We start from the raw sequence: 17,508 nt of genomic DNA, 5'->3' as shown, positions 1-17,508 counted from the left end.
AATATGCTATTTATCGACTTATCGTTTATCGCTATAAATATAACGATTTATCATCTACTTATTACAAATTCCAGCCTTTAATGTTCATCGTCAGCCCAATAAAAACATCAACAGCACCTGCGCAATGATCACACGCAGAAACATACACAACGGATATACCGTAGCATAAGCGACGGAAGGATTGTCATCCGGTATCGTATCGTTGGCATAATTCAGTGCCATCGGATTCGCCATACTGCCGCACAACATACCGGATACACTGCCGAAATCTATCTTCATAATCTTGAAAGCGACAAAGCCGACCATAACTGTCGGGATAATTGTCAGCCCGGCTCCCAAAGCTATCCAAAGTAATCCTTCCGGACGGAAGACGGTATCGAAGAAATGGGCGCCGGCATCCAGACCAAGACAGGCTAGATACATGGAAAGCCCCAAGGCGCGCAGCATCAGATTGGCGCTGCGGGTAGTGTAAGTGATCATGTGTATCCGTGGGCCGAAAGTTCCCAGCAGGATACCCACGATAATCGGTCCGCCTGCCAGCCCCAGCTTCACGGGGGTACTGATTCCCGGTATGGAGAACGGGATCGCTCCCAATGCCAATCCTAATACGATGCCTATAAATATGACAACAAGATTAGGTTCTTTCAGACTTTTCACTGCATTTCCCAATACTTTTTCTACATTCTGAATGGCTGCTGCCTCACCTACTACCGTCAGGCGGTCGCCCAGCTGGAGAATCAGTTCCGGAGTAGCAAGCAGTTGCACACCCGAACGGTACACACGGCTGATATTGATTCCATAATGGTTTCTTAGTCTCAATGAGCCAAGTTTCTTTCCATTCAGTTCGGGGCGGGTTACGACGATACGCTGCGAGATCAATTCGCTGTCAATTGCATTCCAGTCTATATCTTCCTTGTTCCAGTCCGTATTTTCTTCCTGTTCGCCGAAAAGTACTGTCAGAGCCAGGACATTCTTTTCCGCTGTGATCACCAACAGGCGGTCGCCTTCCTTCAATACCTTGTCGGAGGTAGGAATACTGACATGACCGTCACGCCACAAACGGGAAATCACAAATTTCGGATAACTCATCTGAGCTATATCCTTGATACTTTTATTAAAAATAGCGGGATTATGCACTTGAAACGCTGCAATAAAGGTTTTGTTAGCATCGTCCTTTTCTTTGATCTCCAAGTCTTCTTTATGAACCAGGAATTTACGAATCAGCAGTACGGCAAGAATCACACCGATCACTCCCATCGGATAGGCTACCGCACACCCCAAAGCCGGAGTACTGCTTTCTATGCCCATTTGTTTAAGTGTCTGCTGCGCAGCTCCCAAGGCAGGAGTATTAGTAGTGGCTCCGCAAAGGATACCCACCATATCAGGAAGCGACACACCTGTCGCATAACTGGCAACAACAGTCAGCAAAGTACCCAACAGAACTACGGCCAACGCCAACATATTCAGCGTCACCCCTCCTTTCCGGAAAGAACTGAAGAAACCGGGCCCTACCTGAAGCCCCAGTGAATATACGAAAATAACCAATCCGAAACTTTCTGCATAATTCAGCATCTGTGGGTCAACCGAAAGCCCGAAATGTCCGGCAAGGATACCTGCAAAAAAAACAAAAGTGACTCCCAGAGATACTCCCCAGAAATGCACTCTTCCCAGCCCCAGCCCAATCGCAGAAATCAGTGAAAGCACCACAACTGCCTGTAAGGCAGAATGTTCGAGAAACAGATTATATAACCACTCCATGAATTAAACATACTAATAGGGCGCAAAGATAAAAACTATTTAGTCCCATTCAAAACTTTTAAGCTTTCATTTCGCGCCCTATCTCTTCTCTAAATTCTTAATATCCTGAAATCTTATATGTTATCCTTTAAATTATCTGTCTGTTATCCGCAATCTTTTTACCTGTCACCTCCACCTATCGCTTTTTACCTTTTCAACCTATTCCATGTGGTATCTTTCTACCTGTCGTTATCCGAAATCTCTCTACCTGTCATCTTTTGTGTAATCATCATTTTCTTTTCATTTGCCGGCACTTTCCATCTGCCGGCTGTTATCTCACCTACCTGTATATTCTACGAAATTATTCCGACCATCCAGATAACCGCTCAACCGATTTCCTCCGATGTATACATCATCCAGATAAGATACATCATTGCGACCGTAATCCATTCGAATGGAAGTCTGTGCATAATTCTCCCAGTTCCAGCGGAAATGGTATTCGAATGTCTCCACATGTCCATTAGGATATTCCACCCGAATAAAATCAACACCTGTCCGGTCCAAATAAAAGTCGAGTTCCTGACGGCAACGGTTACCGTCCACATCCCGATAAAAACTTACCCATGTACGACTACATAAATCAGAAGAACGATTGTAGTAACCACCACCAATATTATCATCATCATAAAAACTATCGATTTCTACTTCACAAGAAGTCAGACTCAACGTTAACACAGCCATTAAAGCCAGTCCTAAGTATCTAAATGCGTTCGTTTTCATATTCCTTTATTTTTAATGGTTCCTTTATTAATCCTATCATTTATCTTTCGATATCACAAAAGTAGAGAATGAATTCTCCTTATGAAATTGAAAATTCCTACTTGTTTAGGGGAATTCACCTAATGGAAGAGGTAAATCCCCCCAACGTACTGGATACCTTACAGATTCCCAGATAGCCAAGAAGACACGCTCCCAGCCCTCTAAAACCTTAATAAACATTGAATCAAATATTCAATTATTTAATCAATGTTATAAATCAAGCCATTTAGCCCGATTTATTTGCAGATATCACAAAACTCCGTATATTTGCAATGTGTTTTTCATAGTATTAGATTTAAGGTTAACAAAAAGATTGGCTGTCTGGGATAGATAGCCTTTTTTTATGCTCTTTTTTTTAATAAACTTCTCAAGAAGCCATGGAGACAAACGTAAAATGGCAAATACTGATGTAAAAAATCTGATGACACCACAGGCTTCTATAATAATTAATAAGGTAATCGTTTTCTCCCATGAATAGTGAGAAAAAATATTCTCAAAAAAAATAATCCGTTTAACATTTGAAACATAGCAAGTTATCTCTTTCATCAAAAAACAAGTAAAAAAAATCTTGCTAAAAGATTTGCGTAGTCCAAAAGTTCCCCCTATATTTGCACCGCATTTGAGAGAGAATGCGGGTTCAAGGAAGTTTGGGTGAGTGGCTGAAACCACCAGTTTGCTAAACTGACGTACGGGTAACCGTACCGGGGGTTCGAATCCCCCAGCTTCCGCAAGATTCTCTAGATAAAAAGAGCTAAGTTTTATAGACTTGGCTCTTTTTAAATCTATCAAAAGCCGGTGGGTTCGTCTAACGGTTAGGACACATGCCTCTCACGCATGTAATACGAGTTCGATTCTCGTACCCACTACTCTTATTTTAGTTAGCCTCTTACATTGAAGTAAGAGGCTTTTTTATTGGGTTCATATCTCAAGAAATGGAATATAACGTAAAAGAATTAAAAAAGGTATTGATTGAACAATGCAAAGAAGAAGGTATTTATTACGCATTGATAGCAATCAACAAACAGACGAAAGAGATCGTTTTGCCACAAAGCCTTGATAATGCTTTAAATAATCCGGATTACTGCGTCTTTAAATGCAGGAAAGTTAAGGATGAATATAAAGTAGAAGAGGTAAAATAAGCATAATTAAAAAAAGAAGAATATGCTTATTGGTATTGTATTAAGATGTTAAAAGATTTAATAATTATTTGAGCATTCAAAGTTTTTTCTGTAAAAGAATGTTATATCCATGTAAAACGATTGTCTTTCACATGGATACCCGTCAATAAATGAAGAAAAACGCTGCTTACTTACATTTCTTCACTCTGCTCGTACAATTCAAAGTAAGACTCTTTATCAATCCGCAGTCGGACTCTGTTTTCCCGCTTCTGACCGGCCAGATTGATAAATAAATTGAAGTATAATTGACTAAAAGAGAGGTCGGAACGATCATAAGTGATATCGAAAGTACAGGTTCTTCGGAACGAATCGAAAGTCCCCAACTTCATACCTCCCTTGCACATAAAGACTTCGGGGAAATTCGCAGGCGGATAAGGCTGAAACAAGCTGGCCAGCTGCGCATACACATAATCGATCATCCATTCATCACCGGACACAAGCAATTCTCCTTTCAGACGAAGTTTGACTGCATATTTAGCTGTGACGTCCTGAGAAGTATAAATAGGAACCTGACTCTCCGACGGGTAATTACCATCCTTATAACCAAGACTCATAGTCAGTTTTGATTTACCCACTCCGTTGAAATCTGCGACGTTCTGATCTTTCTGTTGATTTTTCAAGTCAATCATAAACGTCAGTTTACCCAAAGTCGGATCATTCGGATATTGGGCTATCGTATCCAGCACATAATCTTCTTCATTAAAACTCCGCCCTACCAATACATCCCCCTCTCCGACTTCCAACGCCGGACCTCCTCTTTCAATATCCACATCGCCTACAGGGTAATATATTGCATCATTATCTCTGACACACCCTGTCAGACAAAGCAGTAAAGCTGCCATTCCTACTATCTTATTCATTATCATATACATCCTTATTTTGGAGACAAAGATACATCTTTTTTGAATCAACTTGATTTATATCAACCGTTTTTAGTACTTTTGCACATAACAAGACTATAATGACATGGATACACTACTAAGAGAAACTGTAAATGCCGTCGTAAATTCCCGCTTTCCCGAAATGAGTATAGAGGGACGCCGGCAGATAGAAAGCATCCTGATACGTGAAGAATATCCTAAAGGAGTGATCGCACTTAATGAAGGAGAAGTAGCCCATGAATTAGTTTTTGTCGGGAAAGGGATGCTCCGGCAATATTATTATAAAAACGGAAAAGACGTTACCGAACACTTCTCATACGAAGGCTGTATCCTGATGTGTATCGAAAGTCTGCTGAAACAAGTCCCTACCCGATTGATCATAGAGACACTGGAGCCTGCTGTCATATACCTGTTCCCTTATGACAAAATGATGCAGCTGACAAAGCAAAACTGGGAAATCAATATGTTCTATCGGAAGATACTTGAATATTCCCTGATTGTATCGCAAACCAAAGCCGATTCCTGGCGTTTCGAATCCGCCCGCGAACGTTATAATCTATTGCTCGAAACTCATCCGGAAATCATCAAACGGGCACCTTTGGCACACATCGCTTCTTACCTGCTGATGACACCGGAAACATTGAGCCGAGTACGTTCAGGCGTTCTGTAGTTTTGTAATTTTGGGAGCTATCTGCTTTTCCGGTATTCTTTGGGAGACATACCGGTATAATGCTTAAAGTATTTACCAAAGAATGACTGGTTGGCAAAGTTTAAACGGTCGGCTATCTCCTGTATGTTCATGCTCGAAGAATTCAAGAGTGCCTTCGCTTCCAGAATCACTAATTCGTCAATCCACTCCCCTACCGTCTTCCCGCTGACTTCCTTGACAACTCCGGACAGATGTTTCGGCGTAAGACACAACTGATCCGCATAAAACTTCACGCTACGCTCCGACTGATAAGACTGAACCAAAGATTCATAGAAGCGCTCAAATATATATTCTTTACGACTTTTACTTTTGACAACGGCAGAAGCATCCGGAGCATAACTGTTGAAGATATTGCAAAGCTCAAAGAAGAAGCCCTGCATCAATCCCATTACTACCTCCCTACGGTACCTATCGTCTTTGTTTTTCAATCTCTTTCTGATAAAAGCGTGATACTCTTTAATCATTTCCTGCTCGTGCAAGTTGAGATCAAAGCAAGGGTAATCTTTCAGAAAGAAAAAGAAGGAAAGCACATTACCTACTTTGGGCAATGATTCCAACAGACTTTTTGATACAGCAAAGAAAATCCCTCTGAAATTGGAACTGAACTGACGATGTTCGATAATCTGATTGGGCAACGCAATAACCATTCTTCCCGGAATCAGTTCAAACTCACGCAGACTGATATTAAAACGAGTAGAGCCTTCCAGACAAAGTCCGATGCTCACCACTTCCAGTTTACTGGGGCCATTATAAAGGGAAATAACGCTCTCCGTGTCGAAGAGCGCTATATCATTGCCAACCACATCAATACTATCCGGATCTATATGTTTAGAATGAACTACCGAAGAAATACCTATCTTAGGAACAACTTGAATATCCATACACTCTCTCTTTTGGTTGCGACAAAGATACCAGTAATAATGAGATATTCAACCTAAGGCGAGAGATTATCTGCCAAAAAGAACACTTTTGCCTACTTATTGACTATCTCCGAATAAAAACTTATAATCACGTTCGGCAGCCGGAACAGTCCACTTTTCAGGAACGAATTTCCATTGGTTCAATGCCTTCGGGTCCATAGTACCTTTCTTTTCTATATAATTCATCAGATAGAAACGAAGGTCCTTATCCGTAGAGAAGATGATACGCTCTTTCAATTTCTCCTGAGGGATGCCTGATCCTTTCGTCAGCAGTTCTCCACCGCCATTCCCCCGATAAGAGTTCAAAGCCACCTTATAAATCTTATCCATGAAGAAAGGACTGCCGTCTGCCATGCTGACAATCGTTATCTTCTCCCCTTGCGGCTTGGTGACGTCTACGGTATAAATAATTCCCGATGCCGAATCAAAATTGAAGCTGAAATTTTGGAAAGAAGCTCTGTCCTCCGCACCTTCGCGACGTTTCTCCTTAAACCAGAGCAGATGATCGTCCGGAGACTTCATCCGGTTGGTCCACATGAAATAAGACATTTCCAGATAATCCTTGATTTCTTTTCCGGATAAAGTCATCATATATAGCATATTCTCATACTTATACAGATTGAACATATCGCTGACAAACACATCTCCTTTATTAATTTTCGCATCAAATGAAAGCGGTGCCGCAAAGGATATCTCCGCACCAGTGATGTCAAGCTGCAAGGTATGGATCAAGTCGATAAAAGCAGACGGTCCGAAGAAAGAAGGACGCGTTGAGATACTCTCGGTGAATGTACCGATCTTTTTAGAGACAAAGTTACGGACAGTGTCATATTGAGGAGCAAAATGCTTCATAAAGTCCTCGCTGATTCCATAATCTTTCGTTTCGGTCAATACTCCTTTTATATCTTTGCTGCGCACCTTTCCATCTTTCAGTTTCAAGGTCACATCGATGTTGGACAGAACAATTCCGTTGCTTGCCGGATCGATGACCAGCACCGAATCACCTGCCACATTCATCACTTTCTTACATTCGCGCGCATGATCGTGCCCCATCAGTACAATGTCAAAACCGGGGACATTCTTTGCCACACTCAGAGAAGCGTTTTCGTTATACTTGCCGGACATTTTGAAAGCCTCCTGTCCTGCATGGAACAAGCCGATCATCAAGTCCGGATTTTCTTTTTCACGGATGATCTTCATCCATTTGCGTGCAGTCTCCTCCATGTCGTCGAAACGCAGTCCCTTCCACAGATTCTCCGAGAGCCATGCGGGGATGGCAGGAGTGATCATTCCAAGGATTACGATTTTCACTCCGTCACGTTCCATGACCTTATAAGGAGGAAGATGAGGTTCTCCGGTCGATGTATCGATGATATTAGCTCCTAATACAGGAAAGTCACAGGTATTGATCCAGCGGTCGAACACGGCTCGGCCCGTCTCCACATCATGATTACCCATATTTCCGGCATCATATTTCATGTAGTTCATCATTTCCGCGCAGAGGTGGGGTGATACTGTATCTATATAATTATAGTAATAGGCAGTCGGTTGCCCCTGCAATATGTCGCCGTTGTCGAGTAAAATAAGATTCTCCTTATATTGTTCGCGTTCTTTCTCCACAAAAGCGTATATTCGTGCCAGACTGCCCTGCCAATCCTTACGGGTAATAAAATTATAAGGATAATAATTACCATGTACATCACTTGTCTGTACAATTTTCAGCTTCACTACTTTTTCCTGTGCCGCAACTGAGAGCACGAGGCAAAGAAGCCATACGTAAACACATGCAAATCGTTTCATTCTTTTTCTATTTTAAGCGGATGTGAGAACATGAACCGTGCACCTCCTGTATATTCGGAGTCGATCCATATATCCCCTTTCCATTTATGCACAATCAATTTACAGATAGATAATCCCAAACCTGTTCCCTGGGCATATTCGTTCAGCTTCTCGAAGCGCTCGAATACCTGTTTCTGTTTCTCTTTCGGGATGCCGCACCCCGTATCCGTCACGGAGAATACAGCCATCTCCGTCTCTTCATTCACCGAAAATTCCAGTATTATCTGCCCTTTCCTAGTGAACTTATCCGCATTAGACATCAGATTGATAATCACCTGCTGCATACGCTGTATGTCTGTCGTCATCCGAAACGACTCATAATCGCTGACAAACAGGAACTGATTGCCGGACTGCCGTGAAACGCTGACAGATGCCACCACCTGCCTGCATAGCTGCACCACGTCACACTCTTCCCAAGTCAACGTGACCCTGTTCGCTTCCAAGCGTGAGAGATCGAGAATATCATTGATCAGGCGAAGCAACAAATCCGAGTTTGTCTTGATAATCTGATAATAGGTCTGCTGTTCTTCTTCCGTATTGCCACCCACAGCGAGCACATCCGAGAAACCTACAATCGAATTTAAAGGCGTACGTATCTCATGGCTCATATTGGCGAGGAAAGCACTTTTCAGGCGGTTCGATTCTTCTGCACGGTCTTTTGCCACCCGCAGGTCTTTTTCCGACTTCAGCAGATCGTCCTTCAAACGTTTGGTCCGGAAATAGTAGAAGAGCGAGATACACAAGCCCAGCACAAGGATGACAACCAGCGCACATGCCGACCAAATCTGATAAGTATATTGCTGATAGAATGATACGGTCTGATTAATAATCTGCACATCAAAAGGAAGGATGTCCGGGTCCAGTCCCCACTCCTTCACCTTCCGGCTGTCCAGTACGGCCTTGCTGCCAATCACGGAAAGGTGCTGCTGCTCATCCGCCGGATATTGATCAATCTGTACGGATGCCAATGCCATGTCCATCCCCAGTTTCCGGTAATCGGGCAGCACTCCGCCGATCGCCCAATACCCCAGACTCACCGATGAGGGAGTAAAAGTCGGAATGGTCGGAGTAACCTCCATCATGGCATAGGTAGCATTCCGCATGAAATAACCTTCGTTCATATCCACACGCCACGTGCCTACCATGATCACCGTATTCTCCGGCAAATGACGCAACTCTTCTACAATTGTATAGATAGTATGCCGCCGGCCGTCCATCAGGATCAGGTCGATTTCGGGAAACTTTTTCATTTCTTTCCGCACCAGTGCCTGCATGGTGACGCCGCCGTAAGTATTGTCCGAAATAAAAGCGATGTGTTCCGTCTTCGGATAAAACGCCTTGATCATCCGGACATTATCTTCTATATTGTACTGATTGATAAATCCCGACTTCAATTCCGGTATATTCATGTGGTCGGTAAAGAGATCGACCGATTCCGGCATCCATGTGTCCAGTCCGGCAACCGTATCCTCGGGCAGTATGACGATATTGCTGCTGACGAGGCTGCACATCACCGGCACCTTCACCTGTATCGAATCCCGTTGCGACAGATACGCCGCCCATGCTTCCTGTCCCAACAGAATAATTTGCGCCGGATGCTTCTCCCCTTGATATTTAGAAAGAATCTGCGTCATCATACCGCTCCAAAGCGGGGCTTCGGAGAAACTTTTGCAGTTCATGTTTTCAATGATAATATCGCGTTTCCCTCCCAATTTGCTATATTCTTCCATATAGTCGGAGATAGTGACCGAAGTTTGATGAGCGGCGGGATTGTAGGAGCAGATAATCAGGATAGGTTTCTGATCGTTAGAGACAGCAAATAACGCTGTGGCCCGAAAAAGCCATAGCAAACAGATAAACAGGAACCCTATATATCTCATCATACTCGTAAGTTTTGAAGTGTTACTATCTCATTTTAGCTTGCAAATATACTAAAACTTGTCGGCTATAACAGATTTATGTGTATTTTTGTCGCTCATTCATTCGCAAAAAAATTGTTTATGGAACTATTTCACCAAATGATTTCCGGATTACTGGGGATACCGGAAAGACAAATCAGCAGTACCCTCCACTTGTTGGACGAAGGTGCCACCATCCCTTTCATCAGCCGTTACCGTAAGGAAGCTACCGGCGGACTGGACGAAGTACAGATAGAGAACATCAAGGAGCAACATGACAAGTTGTGCGACATAGCCAGACGGAAGGAAACCATCCTCAGTACCATCAACGAGCAAGGGAAACTCACTCCGGAGCTCGAAAAGCGCATCAACGCCACCTGGAATCCTACGGAACTGGAGGACATCTACCTCCCCTACAAACCCAAACGGAAGACCCGTGCCGAAGCGGCCCGCCAGAAAGGATTGGAACCGCTGGCCATGATCATGATGCTGCAAAGGGAGCCCAACCTCACCGCCAAAGCCGCCACCTTCGTCAAAGGCGACGTCAAGGATGCGGAAGACGCACTGAAAGGCGCCCGTGACATCATCGCGGAGCAAGTGAACGAGGACGAGCGTGCCCGCAACGCCATACGTAACCAGTTCACCCGTCAGGCGGAAATCACCGCCAAGGTAGTGAAAGGAAAAGAGGAAGAGGCCGCCAAGTACCGGGATTATTTCGACTTCTCCGAATCACTGAAACGCTGCACTTCCCACCGCCTGCTTGCCATCCGCCGGGCAGAATCCGAAGGCTTGCTGAAAGTATCCATCAGTCCGGATGACGAAGCCTGTCTGGAACGCCTTGACCGCCAGTTCGTACATGGCAACAATGAATGCAGCCATCAAGTAAGGGAAGCCACCGCCGACGCCTACAAACGTCTGCTCAAACCTTCCATCGAAACAGAATTTGCCGCCCAGTCCAAAGAAAAGGCCGACGACGAAGCCATCCGCGTATTTACGGAGAATCTCCGCCAACTGCTTCTCTCTCCCCCTCTCGGACAGAAACGGGTGCTCGCCATCGACCCCGGATTCCGTACCGGCTGCAAAGTCGTCTGCCTCGATGCGCAAGGCAACTTGCTGCACAATGAGAATATCTACCCACATCCTCCGGTCAATAAAACCGGTGAAGCGGCCTCCAAACTCCGCAAGATGATAGAAGCCTATGAAATTGAAGCCATCTCCATCGGCAACGGAACAGCCAGCCGCGAAACGGAAGACTTTATCAATCATCAGACCTTCGACCGGCAGATTCCTGTCTTCGTGGTCAGCGAGCAGGGAGCTTCCATTTATTCGGCATCCAAGATCGCCCGTGACGAGTTTCCCGATTATGACGTAACGGTGCGTGGAGCAGTCTCCATCGGTCGCCGACTGATGGACCCTCTGGCGGAACTGGTAAAGATCGATCCCAAATCTATCGGTGTAGGACAATACCAGCACGATGTAGACCAGACGAAACTGAAGAAAGCCCTTGACCAGACAGTGGAAAACTGCGTGAACCTGGTAGGCGTGAACCTGAATACCGCCAGCAGCCATCTGCTGACGTACATCTCCGGTCTGGGTCCGCAACTGGCACAAAACATTGTCAACTTCCGTGCCGAGAACGGAGCTTTCAGTTCACGCAAGGAGCTGATGAAAGTCCCCCGCATGGGTGCCAAAGCCTTCGAACAGTGTGCCGGCTTCCTCCGCATTCCCGGAGCAAAGAACCCGTTGGACAACACAGCCGTGCATCCGGAAAGCTACCACATCGTAGAGCAAATGGCAAAGGACTTGAAATGTAGCGTAGACGAACTGATCGCGAATAAGGAACTCCGCCAAAAAATCAAGATATCGGACTACATCACGCCGACTGTGGGCCTGCCTACCCTGCAAGACATCATGCAGGAACTCGACAAGCCGGGACGCGACCCGCGTAAAGCGATCAAGGTATTTGAATTCGACAAGAACGTGCGCACCATCGCAGACTTGCGCGAAGGCATGATTCTGCCGGGCATCGTAGGCAATATTACCAATTTCGGAGTTTTCGTCGATATAGGCATCAAGGAGAACGGGCTTGTACACCTCTCCCAACTAGCCGAACGATACATCTCCGATCCTACAGAAATCGTGTCCATCCACCAGCATGTCATGGTCAGAGTGATGAACGTGGATACCGACCGGAAACGGATTCAGCTTAGCATGATCGGGGTACAGCAAGACTGATCGCCTCCCGTTTTTCTCCCCACCAGACAATTAAAATCGTAAAGATAATCATCAGTACTGTACAAATGAGCGAGCCTTCAAACCCGAAGGCTCCGCCATTCAGTACGTTCTCTTCGGGCAGATGCAGCGTCAGCAGGGAGGTTCCCAAGTCATTTCCACTTACCTGATAGCCCAGTATCGGGCCCTGAATCCAGTTCCAGAAAAGATGAAGGGAAATAGGGAAACAAAGATTGCGCGTATATAAATAGGAAGCGCCGATAAACATACCTGCAAGTAACAGATTCAGCATAGGCAGGAAGGCAAGATTCGGGTTGAAGAGGTGCAGCAATGCGAACAGCAGTGCGGAGACAAAAAGAGACAGGAATTTATTCATCCGGGTATGCAGCAGACGGCCGAGTATATAGCCACGCACCATGATTTCTTCGGCTAGAGCCACCAACAGGCAGAACACAAAGGTAGCAAGCAGATTCAGAGGATCGAACTGAAAACCGGTTACTTCCACCTCACCCAAAACCAAAGACAGTCCAAAACCGATCAAGTAGAGAAGGATGGCTGCCAGCAGTCCGTACCACAATCCCCGTGCATGACCTTTCAGTGTTAGTCCCAGGTCAGAGAAAGGGCGGCGTTCAAAAAAGAGCAGAATCACTGCCGAAGTCAGCACGGCCAGCAGCATGCCGGCTTCTGCCACAATATCTCTCAACAGTCCGGGATGCCGTGCTTCATCACCAAGAATCAGAGATAAAACTCCGAAGCCTATCGTACTATATAACCCAAAGGTGACGAAAAGCCCCAGTGCAAACAACAGGATGCACGCCCATACGGGAAGTCTCTTCGGTTCTTTCTTTTCTCTGATTTCTTCTGTCTCCATTTTTACTTTTTGTTAATCACGCTACAAAATTAGATATAAAACATAAAAAAACATCGTGTCTTACCTATTTTTCCTATATTTGTCTGAACAAATCTGTATAATTATGAAAATAAGACAACTACTGATAAGTTTTTTATTGGCTGCCAGCACATTGGGAGCAACCGCACAAGTAAGCAAAACGTATTATGTCAGCAAGCCCGGCACACTGATCTCGATGATGACGGAAGAAGAAGCTAACAGCATCACTCACCTGACACTGACAGGAAAACTGAACGCAGAAGACTTCAGACATCTCCGCGACGAGTTTCCCAGCCTGAAAGTGCTCGATATCTCCAACGCCGAAATTAAGATGTACAGCGGAAAAGCCGGCACGTATCCTAACGGAAAGTTCTACATCTATATGGCCAATTTTGTCCCTGCCTACGCTTTCTCGAATGTGGTGAACGGAGTAACCAAAGGTAAACAGACGCTGGAGAAAGTGATCCTTTCCGAAAAGATAAAGAATATCGAGGATGCCGCCTTCAAAGGATGTGACAACTTGAAAATCTGTCAGATACGCAAGAAGACAGCTCCTAACCTGCTGCCGGAAGCGCTGGCGGACAGTGTGACCGCCATCTTCATCCCGCTGGGCAGCAGTGATGCCTATCGTTTTAAGAACAGATGGGAGCACTTTGCATTTATAGAAGGTGAACCGCTGGAAACAACCATACAGGTAGGCGCAATGGGCAAACTGGAAGACGAGATTATGAAAGCAGGTCTGCAACCCAGGGACATCAACTTCCTGACCATCGAAGGGAAACTGGATAACGCCGACTTCAAACTGATCCGCGACTATATGCCGAATCTCGTATCTCTGGATATTTCTAAAACAAATGCGACGACTATCCCCGACTTCACTTTCGCACAAAAGAAGTATCTCCTGAAGATCAAGCTGCCACATAACCTCAAGACCATCGGCCAACGGGTATTCAGCAACTGCGGACGGCTTGCCGGAACACTTGAGCTGCCTGCCAGCGTGACGGCTATCGAGTTCGGAGCGTTCATGGGATGCGATAATCTTCGCTATGTGCTTGCTACAGGTGATAAGATTACAACGCTGGGCGATGAACTCTTCGGAAACGGGGTGCCGAGCAAGTTGATTTATAAGAAATAAAAATGAATTGAAATAGAATATGCCCTAAGATAAAATAACTGTTATGAGTTAATTATCTCAGGGCATAATAACAAAGACAATTTACCAAACTTCCAGCCAATACATAGCATCATTTTTTAAGATAGCAACGCCTTTTGTATAACCATGCAGCCATTCTTTAGGTAAGCCTACACCGGATATGGGAAGGTTGTCATCTTCTAAAAAGCGCCCTTGTTTTGCATCAAGAAGATAAATTTTAGCATCTTTCAAGAACTCAGGTGGGAAATAGACATCCCAATTCTTGAAATTAGAGACTGGCAGTGTACGAGGAGCTATACAGTTCTTTAAAGTGTCAGATTCAATAATTTTAAAATTTTCATAATTATATGGTATAACCATCAAACAAGAGTCTGTTATAGCATAGATACCCTTTGCTTCTGTCATCAGTCTCATCTCTAGCGACCTAATCTCTTTGTCATCTAAAGACAAACCAAGATGAATATAACTCATATACTTCCCGCGCGGAAAAATGAGATCCATAAATAGATACATTCTATTTTTTATTGTTTTTGGAAATCCTGCAACTAAATCTGATGGGTACAAACTTATGATTTTTTGATAATCTTGTATCTCTCTTTTTTCAGGACGCATCTGCGACAAACATGTCGACTGCATAGAAAACAAAAAACTAAAAACCACAACTATTATTCTCATAACTATTTTTTATATTTCAGAAGACCTCCTTGTCCTTTAGTTGATTGGGAGTAATCGTTCCAATTATTATAAATGTGAACATTTCGATAATCATGTTTACCTACTGTAACTGTATTTGCCACTTCATAAAGAGCTCCAACTGCATTATAAAACTTATCATCAAATTTAGATTCTTTATAGGTGATATAGTTCCTTTCAATATAATGGGTTTCTTTTCCTCCCGTTAAAAGTGTAGATGCTATATCATATATAATATGATCGGATTTATTCTTTAATATCTATTTCTCCTAGGCCTTTGTCTATTTCTATGGCCTGAGACTCATATTCAAGTTGCAACATTGCAAATTGAGGATCATCCATTACTAACTTCAGCTCTATTATTTAAAATATCATTTTCGCCATAATTAACAGTGGCGACGAGAAAAGGTGTATATAAAAAAACTACCCTAACGTAAAAACAGTAGAATTTGCAGTCAAGGTAGTTATTTCATTTTTAATTACTCTATATGTTGCATATAGAGCCATTCCATTAGCGTAGTATTCTCAAAGTCAACTATATGTCTAAATTTTTCAGGATCTATACAGGTGAGAGTTATGGTTTTACCAGTTTCTCTAAAGAAAAGATCAAGGAAAGTACCTCCACAATAGAATGTATATCCTTTATAGTAGAATACAGCTTCCGTCTCTATCACATGATTTATACTTTCAGAAGAATAAAAACCTTCGACTGCAAAATCAGCAAATTTCCCTGAAGAAGTGAGTTCTCCTACTATATTGAAAGTGAATACAACTTTATCTTTGTACCCTTTACCTTCAAGACACTCTTCTGTTTCTACGAGAATTGAATCAAGAGTAGGATGTAGCCATTCCTTTACCTCATATACCCTTATTTCTTTTCTAATATAGTCCCTCGTCTTATAAGGTTTAAACTTTACACTTTTTTCACTAGACATACATCTGGCAAACATAACTGTTGATAATAGTATTAGCAACAAATAAACGAATTTCTTCATAATTTCTCAGTTTATTACTTTCTAACCTTATTTGTATAGTCATAATATATTCCATTGTTTAAAATTCTAAAAGTAGCATTCGGAGATTTTTTTAGTATTCCTTTTGCTTTATCTATATCCCCCCATCTGTTGATGGAGTATTATGTCCAACTATTGGGTGAATATGATCTGCTCTGATTACTCGAAAACCCGGTTTGGAATACATAAAAGTCTTGGCCTCCTTCATCGTTCACCTTTGATATATATCCATTTTGATTAACTGTATAACCTGTAAAAAACATACCTGTCTGATCAATGATATTTTACAGGATTGTTATTACAATAAATATACGGACTTATTACACAATAGTTCTCCGCCATCGGATCAATGCTTGTAAAGCGTCCGGAGACAGCTTCCATCTGTCGGGCATCATAATCATACCAGTTCAAGCCATTATTCATATCCAACTCCTTATTATTATATTTATAAGGTTGTTTATCTCCGTGAGTACTCTCTGTAAACGATATGCCGAAAGGATAATAATGATTTGTTTGAATTACTGTCCCGTCCGATTTAGCCACCACACGATTATTACCCAAATGGTCCTGCAAATACAATATGCCCTGAGATAAAACAGCTATCATGAGTTAATTATCCCAAGGCATAATAAAATAGACAAACTACCAAACTTCTAGCCAATATATAGCATAATTCTTAAAGAGGGTAACGCCTTTCGTATAGCCATGTAACCACTCTTTAGGAAGACCTACACCGGATCTAGAAAGATTATCATCTGCTAAAAAGCGCCCTTGCTTAGCATCAAGAACATAACTAGTTGCATCTTTATAAAAATCAGGTGAAAAATCTATGCCCCAACGTTTAAAATGGGGGATAGGTAGTATGTGAGCAGCATTACAATTATGTAGTGAATCAGAAAACACAACTGTAAAATTATTATAATCATACGGTATAGTCATTAAACAAGAATCAGTTAAATGATAAACAGCTTTGGCTTTTGCTACTAATTCTGTTTTTAATGATTGCGTTTCATTATCATCCAAAGACAATCCTAAATGAATGTAATTCAGATATTTTCCTCGTGGGAATTGAAAATGTGTTATTACATCTGCTCGTTTATCTATCTTATTCGGAAATTCTAAAACAAGGTCGGGAGGATACAAGCCTATTATTTCTTGATAATATCGTATCTGCCTTTTATCAGGATGTACCTGAGATGAGCAAGCTCCAAAAAGAAAGCCTAAAACTAAAATTATTACCTTCATAATTTATTTCATATATTATTATCAATAAATTCCTATTAAAATCATACTAACTTCGACATGATCAACGAATTAAATTCCCGTTCATATCGAAGTTAGAGAAAAAGAGAACCTAATTGCCCCTACATTCGCCTAAGAATATGGGCCCCAAAAAGAAAATTACAAAAATTATTTCCACATTCCTTTTTACGGAATTATTTATTTTCGCAATCTCTTCAAAAAGATTGGTTTTGCACCCTTTTATCAACCAACCAATCAGTACTACCAACCACATAATCAGAGTGCCAAAATAATCAATACCTCTC

15 protein-coding genes and 2 tRNA genes are annotated in these 17,508 nt (G+C 42.8%); 6 read left to right on the top strand and 11 right to left on the bottom strand.

Annotation, left to right across the window (positions count from 1 at the left end; genetic code table 11):
- Window positions 1-90: 90 nt before the first annotated feature.
- Window positions 91-1,758 (bottom strand): putative transporter, encoded by a 1,668-nt coding sequence (locus ACHLI0_RS00520; protein ID WP_490748207.1) that lies wholly within the window; start codon window positions 1,756-1,758, stop codon window positions 91-93.
- Between the two features lie 315 nt (window positions 1,759-2,073).
- Window positions 2,074-2,517, bottom strand: a complete 444-nt coding sequence (locus ACHLI0_RS00515; protein WP_055217571.1) for a hypothetical protein — start codon at window positions 2,515-2,517, stop codon at window positions 2,074-2,076.
- A gap of 680 nt (window positions 2,518-3,197) precedes the next feature.
- Between ACHLI0_RS00515 and ACHLI0_RS00510 the strand changes: the two genes are divergently transcribed.
- The 3 genes from ACHLI0_RS00510 to ACHLI0_RS00500 all read left to right on the top strand — a co-directional run bounded on the left by ACHLI0_RS00510 (window position 3,198) and on the right by ACHLI0_RS00500 (window position 3,695).
- Window positions 3,198-3,284: transfer RNA gene (locus ACHLI0_RS00510), tRNA-Ser, on the top strand.
- 66 nt (window positions 3,285-3,350) lie between these two features.
- Window positions 3,351-3,422: transfer RNA gene (locus ACHLI0_RS00505), tRNA-Glu, on the top strand.
- 66 nt (window positions 3,423-3,488) lie between these two features.
- Window positions 3,489-3,695 (top strand): hypothetical protein, encoded by a 207-nt coding sequence (locus tag ACHLI0_RS00500; RefSeq protein ID WP_008763408.1) that lies wholly within the window; start codon window positions 3,489-3,491, stop codon window positions 3,693-3,695.
- Window positions 3,696-3,865: 170 nt separating this feature from the next.
- On the opposite strand, the gene ACHLI0_RS00495 is transcribed toward ACHLI0_RS00500, so the two are convergent.
- A complete protein-coding gene (locus ACHLI0_RS00495) occupies window positions 3,866-4,600 on the bottom strand; it encodes a DUF3845 domain-containing protein (protein ID WP_490748206.1) in 735 nt (244 codons plus the stop codon).
- Between the two features lie 100 nt (window positions 4,601-4,700).
- Here ACHLI0_RS00495 and ACHLI0_RS00490 point away from each other — a divergent pair, with 100 nt between their 5' ends.
- Window positions 4,701-5,285, top strand: coding sequence for a Crp/Fnr family transcriptional regulator (locus tag ACHLI0_RS00490; RefSeq protein ID WP_016267785.1), 585 nt, complete (start codon window positions 4,701-4,703; stop codon window positions 5,283-5,285).
- 17 nt (window positions 5,286-5,302) lie between these two features.
- Here ACHLI0_RS00490 and ACHLI0_RS00485 read toward each other — a convergent pair whose 3' ends face one another.
- The 3 genes from ACHLI0_RS00485 to ACHLI0_RS00475 form a co-directional block, all read right to left on the bottom strand.
- A complete protein-coding gene (locus tag ACHLI0_RS00485; protein WP_055217569.1) occupies window positions 5,303-6,205 on the bottom strand; it encodes a helix-turn-helix domain-containing protein in 903 nt (300 codons plus the stop codon).
- A 96-nt stretch (window positions 6,206-6,301) separates the two neighbouring features.
- Entirely contained in the window at window positions 6,302-8,044 is a 1,743-nt protein-coding gene (locus ACHLI0_RS00480; RefSeq protein ID WP_490748205.1) for a bifunctional metallophosphatase/5'-nucleotidase, read from the bottom strand.
- The gene (locus ACHLI0_RS00475) at window positions 8,041-9,966 is read right to left on the bottom strand and encodes a sensor histidine kinase (protein ID WP_490748204.1); all 1,926 of its coding nucleotides are present in this window, start codon (window positions 9,964-9,966) and stop codon (window positions 8,041-8,043) included. The genes ACHLI0_RS00480 and ACHLI0_RS00475 overlap by 4 nt, the downstream gene beginning before the upstream one ends.
- A gap of 117 nt (window positions 9,967-10,083) precedes the next feature.
- Here ACHLI0_RS00475 and ACHLI0_RS00470 point away from each other — a divergent pair, with 117 nt between their 5' ends.
- Window positions 10,084-12,216, top strand: coding sequence for a Tex family protein (locus tag ACHLI0_RS00470; protein ID WP_490748203.1), 2,133 nt, complete (start codon window positions 10,084-10,086; stop codon window positions 12,214-12,216).
- On the opposite strand, the gene ACHLI0_RS00465 is transcribed toward ACHLI0_RS00470, so the two are convergent.
- Window positions 12,188-13,084 (bottom strand): CPBP family intramembrane glutamic endopeptidase, encoded by an 897-nt coding sequence (locus tag ACHLI0_RS00465; protein WP_490748202.1) that lies wholly within the window; start codon window positions 13,082-13,084, stop codon window positions 12,188-12,190. The genes ACHLI0_RS00470 and ACHLI0_RS00465 overlap by 29 nt on opposite strands.
- A 103-nt stretch (window positions 13,085-13,187) precedes the next feature.
- On the opposite strand from ACHLI0_RS00465, the gene ACHLI0_RS00460 reads away from it, so the two are divergent.
- Window positions 13,188-14,237: a leucine-rich repeat domain-containing protein gene (locus ACHLI0_RS00460; protein WP_008763402.1), complete on the top strand. Its 1,050-nt coding sequence runs from the start codon at window positions 13,188-13,190 to the stop codon at window positions 14,235-14,237.
- A gap of 81 nt (window positions 14,238-14,318) precedes the next feature.
- On the opposite strand, the gene ACHLI0_RS00455 is transcribed toward ACHLI0_RS00460, so the two are convergent.
- The 4 genes from ACHLI0_RS00455 to ACHLI0_RS00440 all read right to left on the bottom strand — a co-directional run bounded on the left by ACHLI0_RS00455 (window position 14,319) and on the right by ACHLI0_RS00440 (window position 17,206).
- Window positions 14,319-14,930, bottom strand: a complete 612-nt coding sequence (locus ACHLI0_RS00455; protein WP_055217563.1) for a hypothetical protein — start codon at window positions 14,928-14,930, stop codon at window positions 14,319-14,321.
- Window positions 14,931-15,427: 497 nt separating this feature from the next.
- A complete protein-coding gene (locus tag ACHLI0_RS00450; RefSeq protein WP_490748201.1) occupies window positions 15,428-15,943 on the bottom strand; it encodes a hypothetical protein in 516 nt (171 codons plus the stop codon).
- A 291-nt stretch (window positions 15,944-16,234) separates the two neighbouring features.
- Window positions 16,235-16,567, bottom strand: a complete 333-nt coding sequence (locus ACHLI0_RS00445; RefSeq protein WP_490748200.1) for an RHS repeat domain-containing protein — start codon at window positions 16,565-16,567, stop codon at window positions 16,235-16,237.
- Window positions 16,568-16,603: 36 nt separating this feature from the next.
- Complete coding sequence (locus ACHLI0_RS00440) at window positions 16,604-17,206, bottom strand: hypothetical protein (protein ID WP_195740623.1); 603 nt, start codon at window positions 17,204-17,206, stop codon at window positions 16,604-16,606.
- Window positions 17,207-17,508 lie beyond the last annotated feature (302 nt).

Source organism: Bacteroides sp. RCH18 (assembly GCF_058231005.1).
The sequence above is the reverse complement of the archived record's forward strand: the minus strand, read 5'-3'. Positions and strand labels throughout refer to the sequence as shown.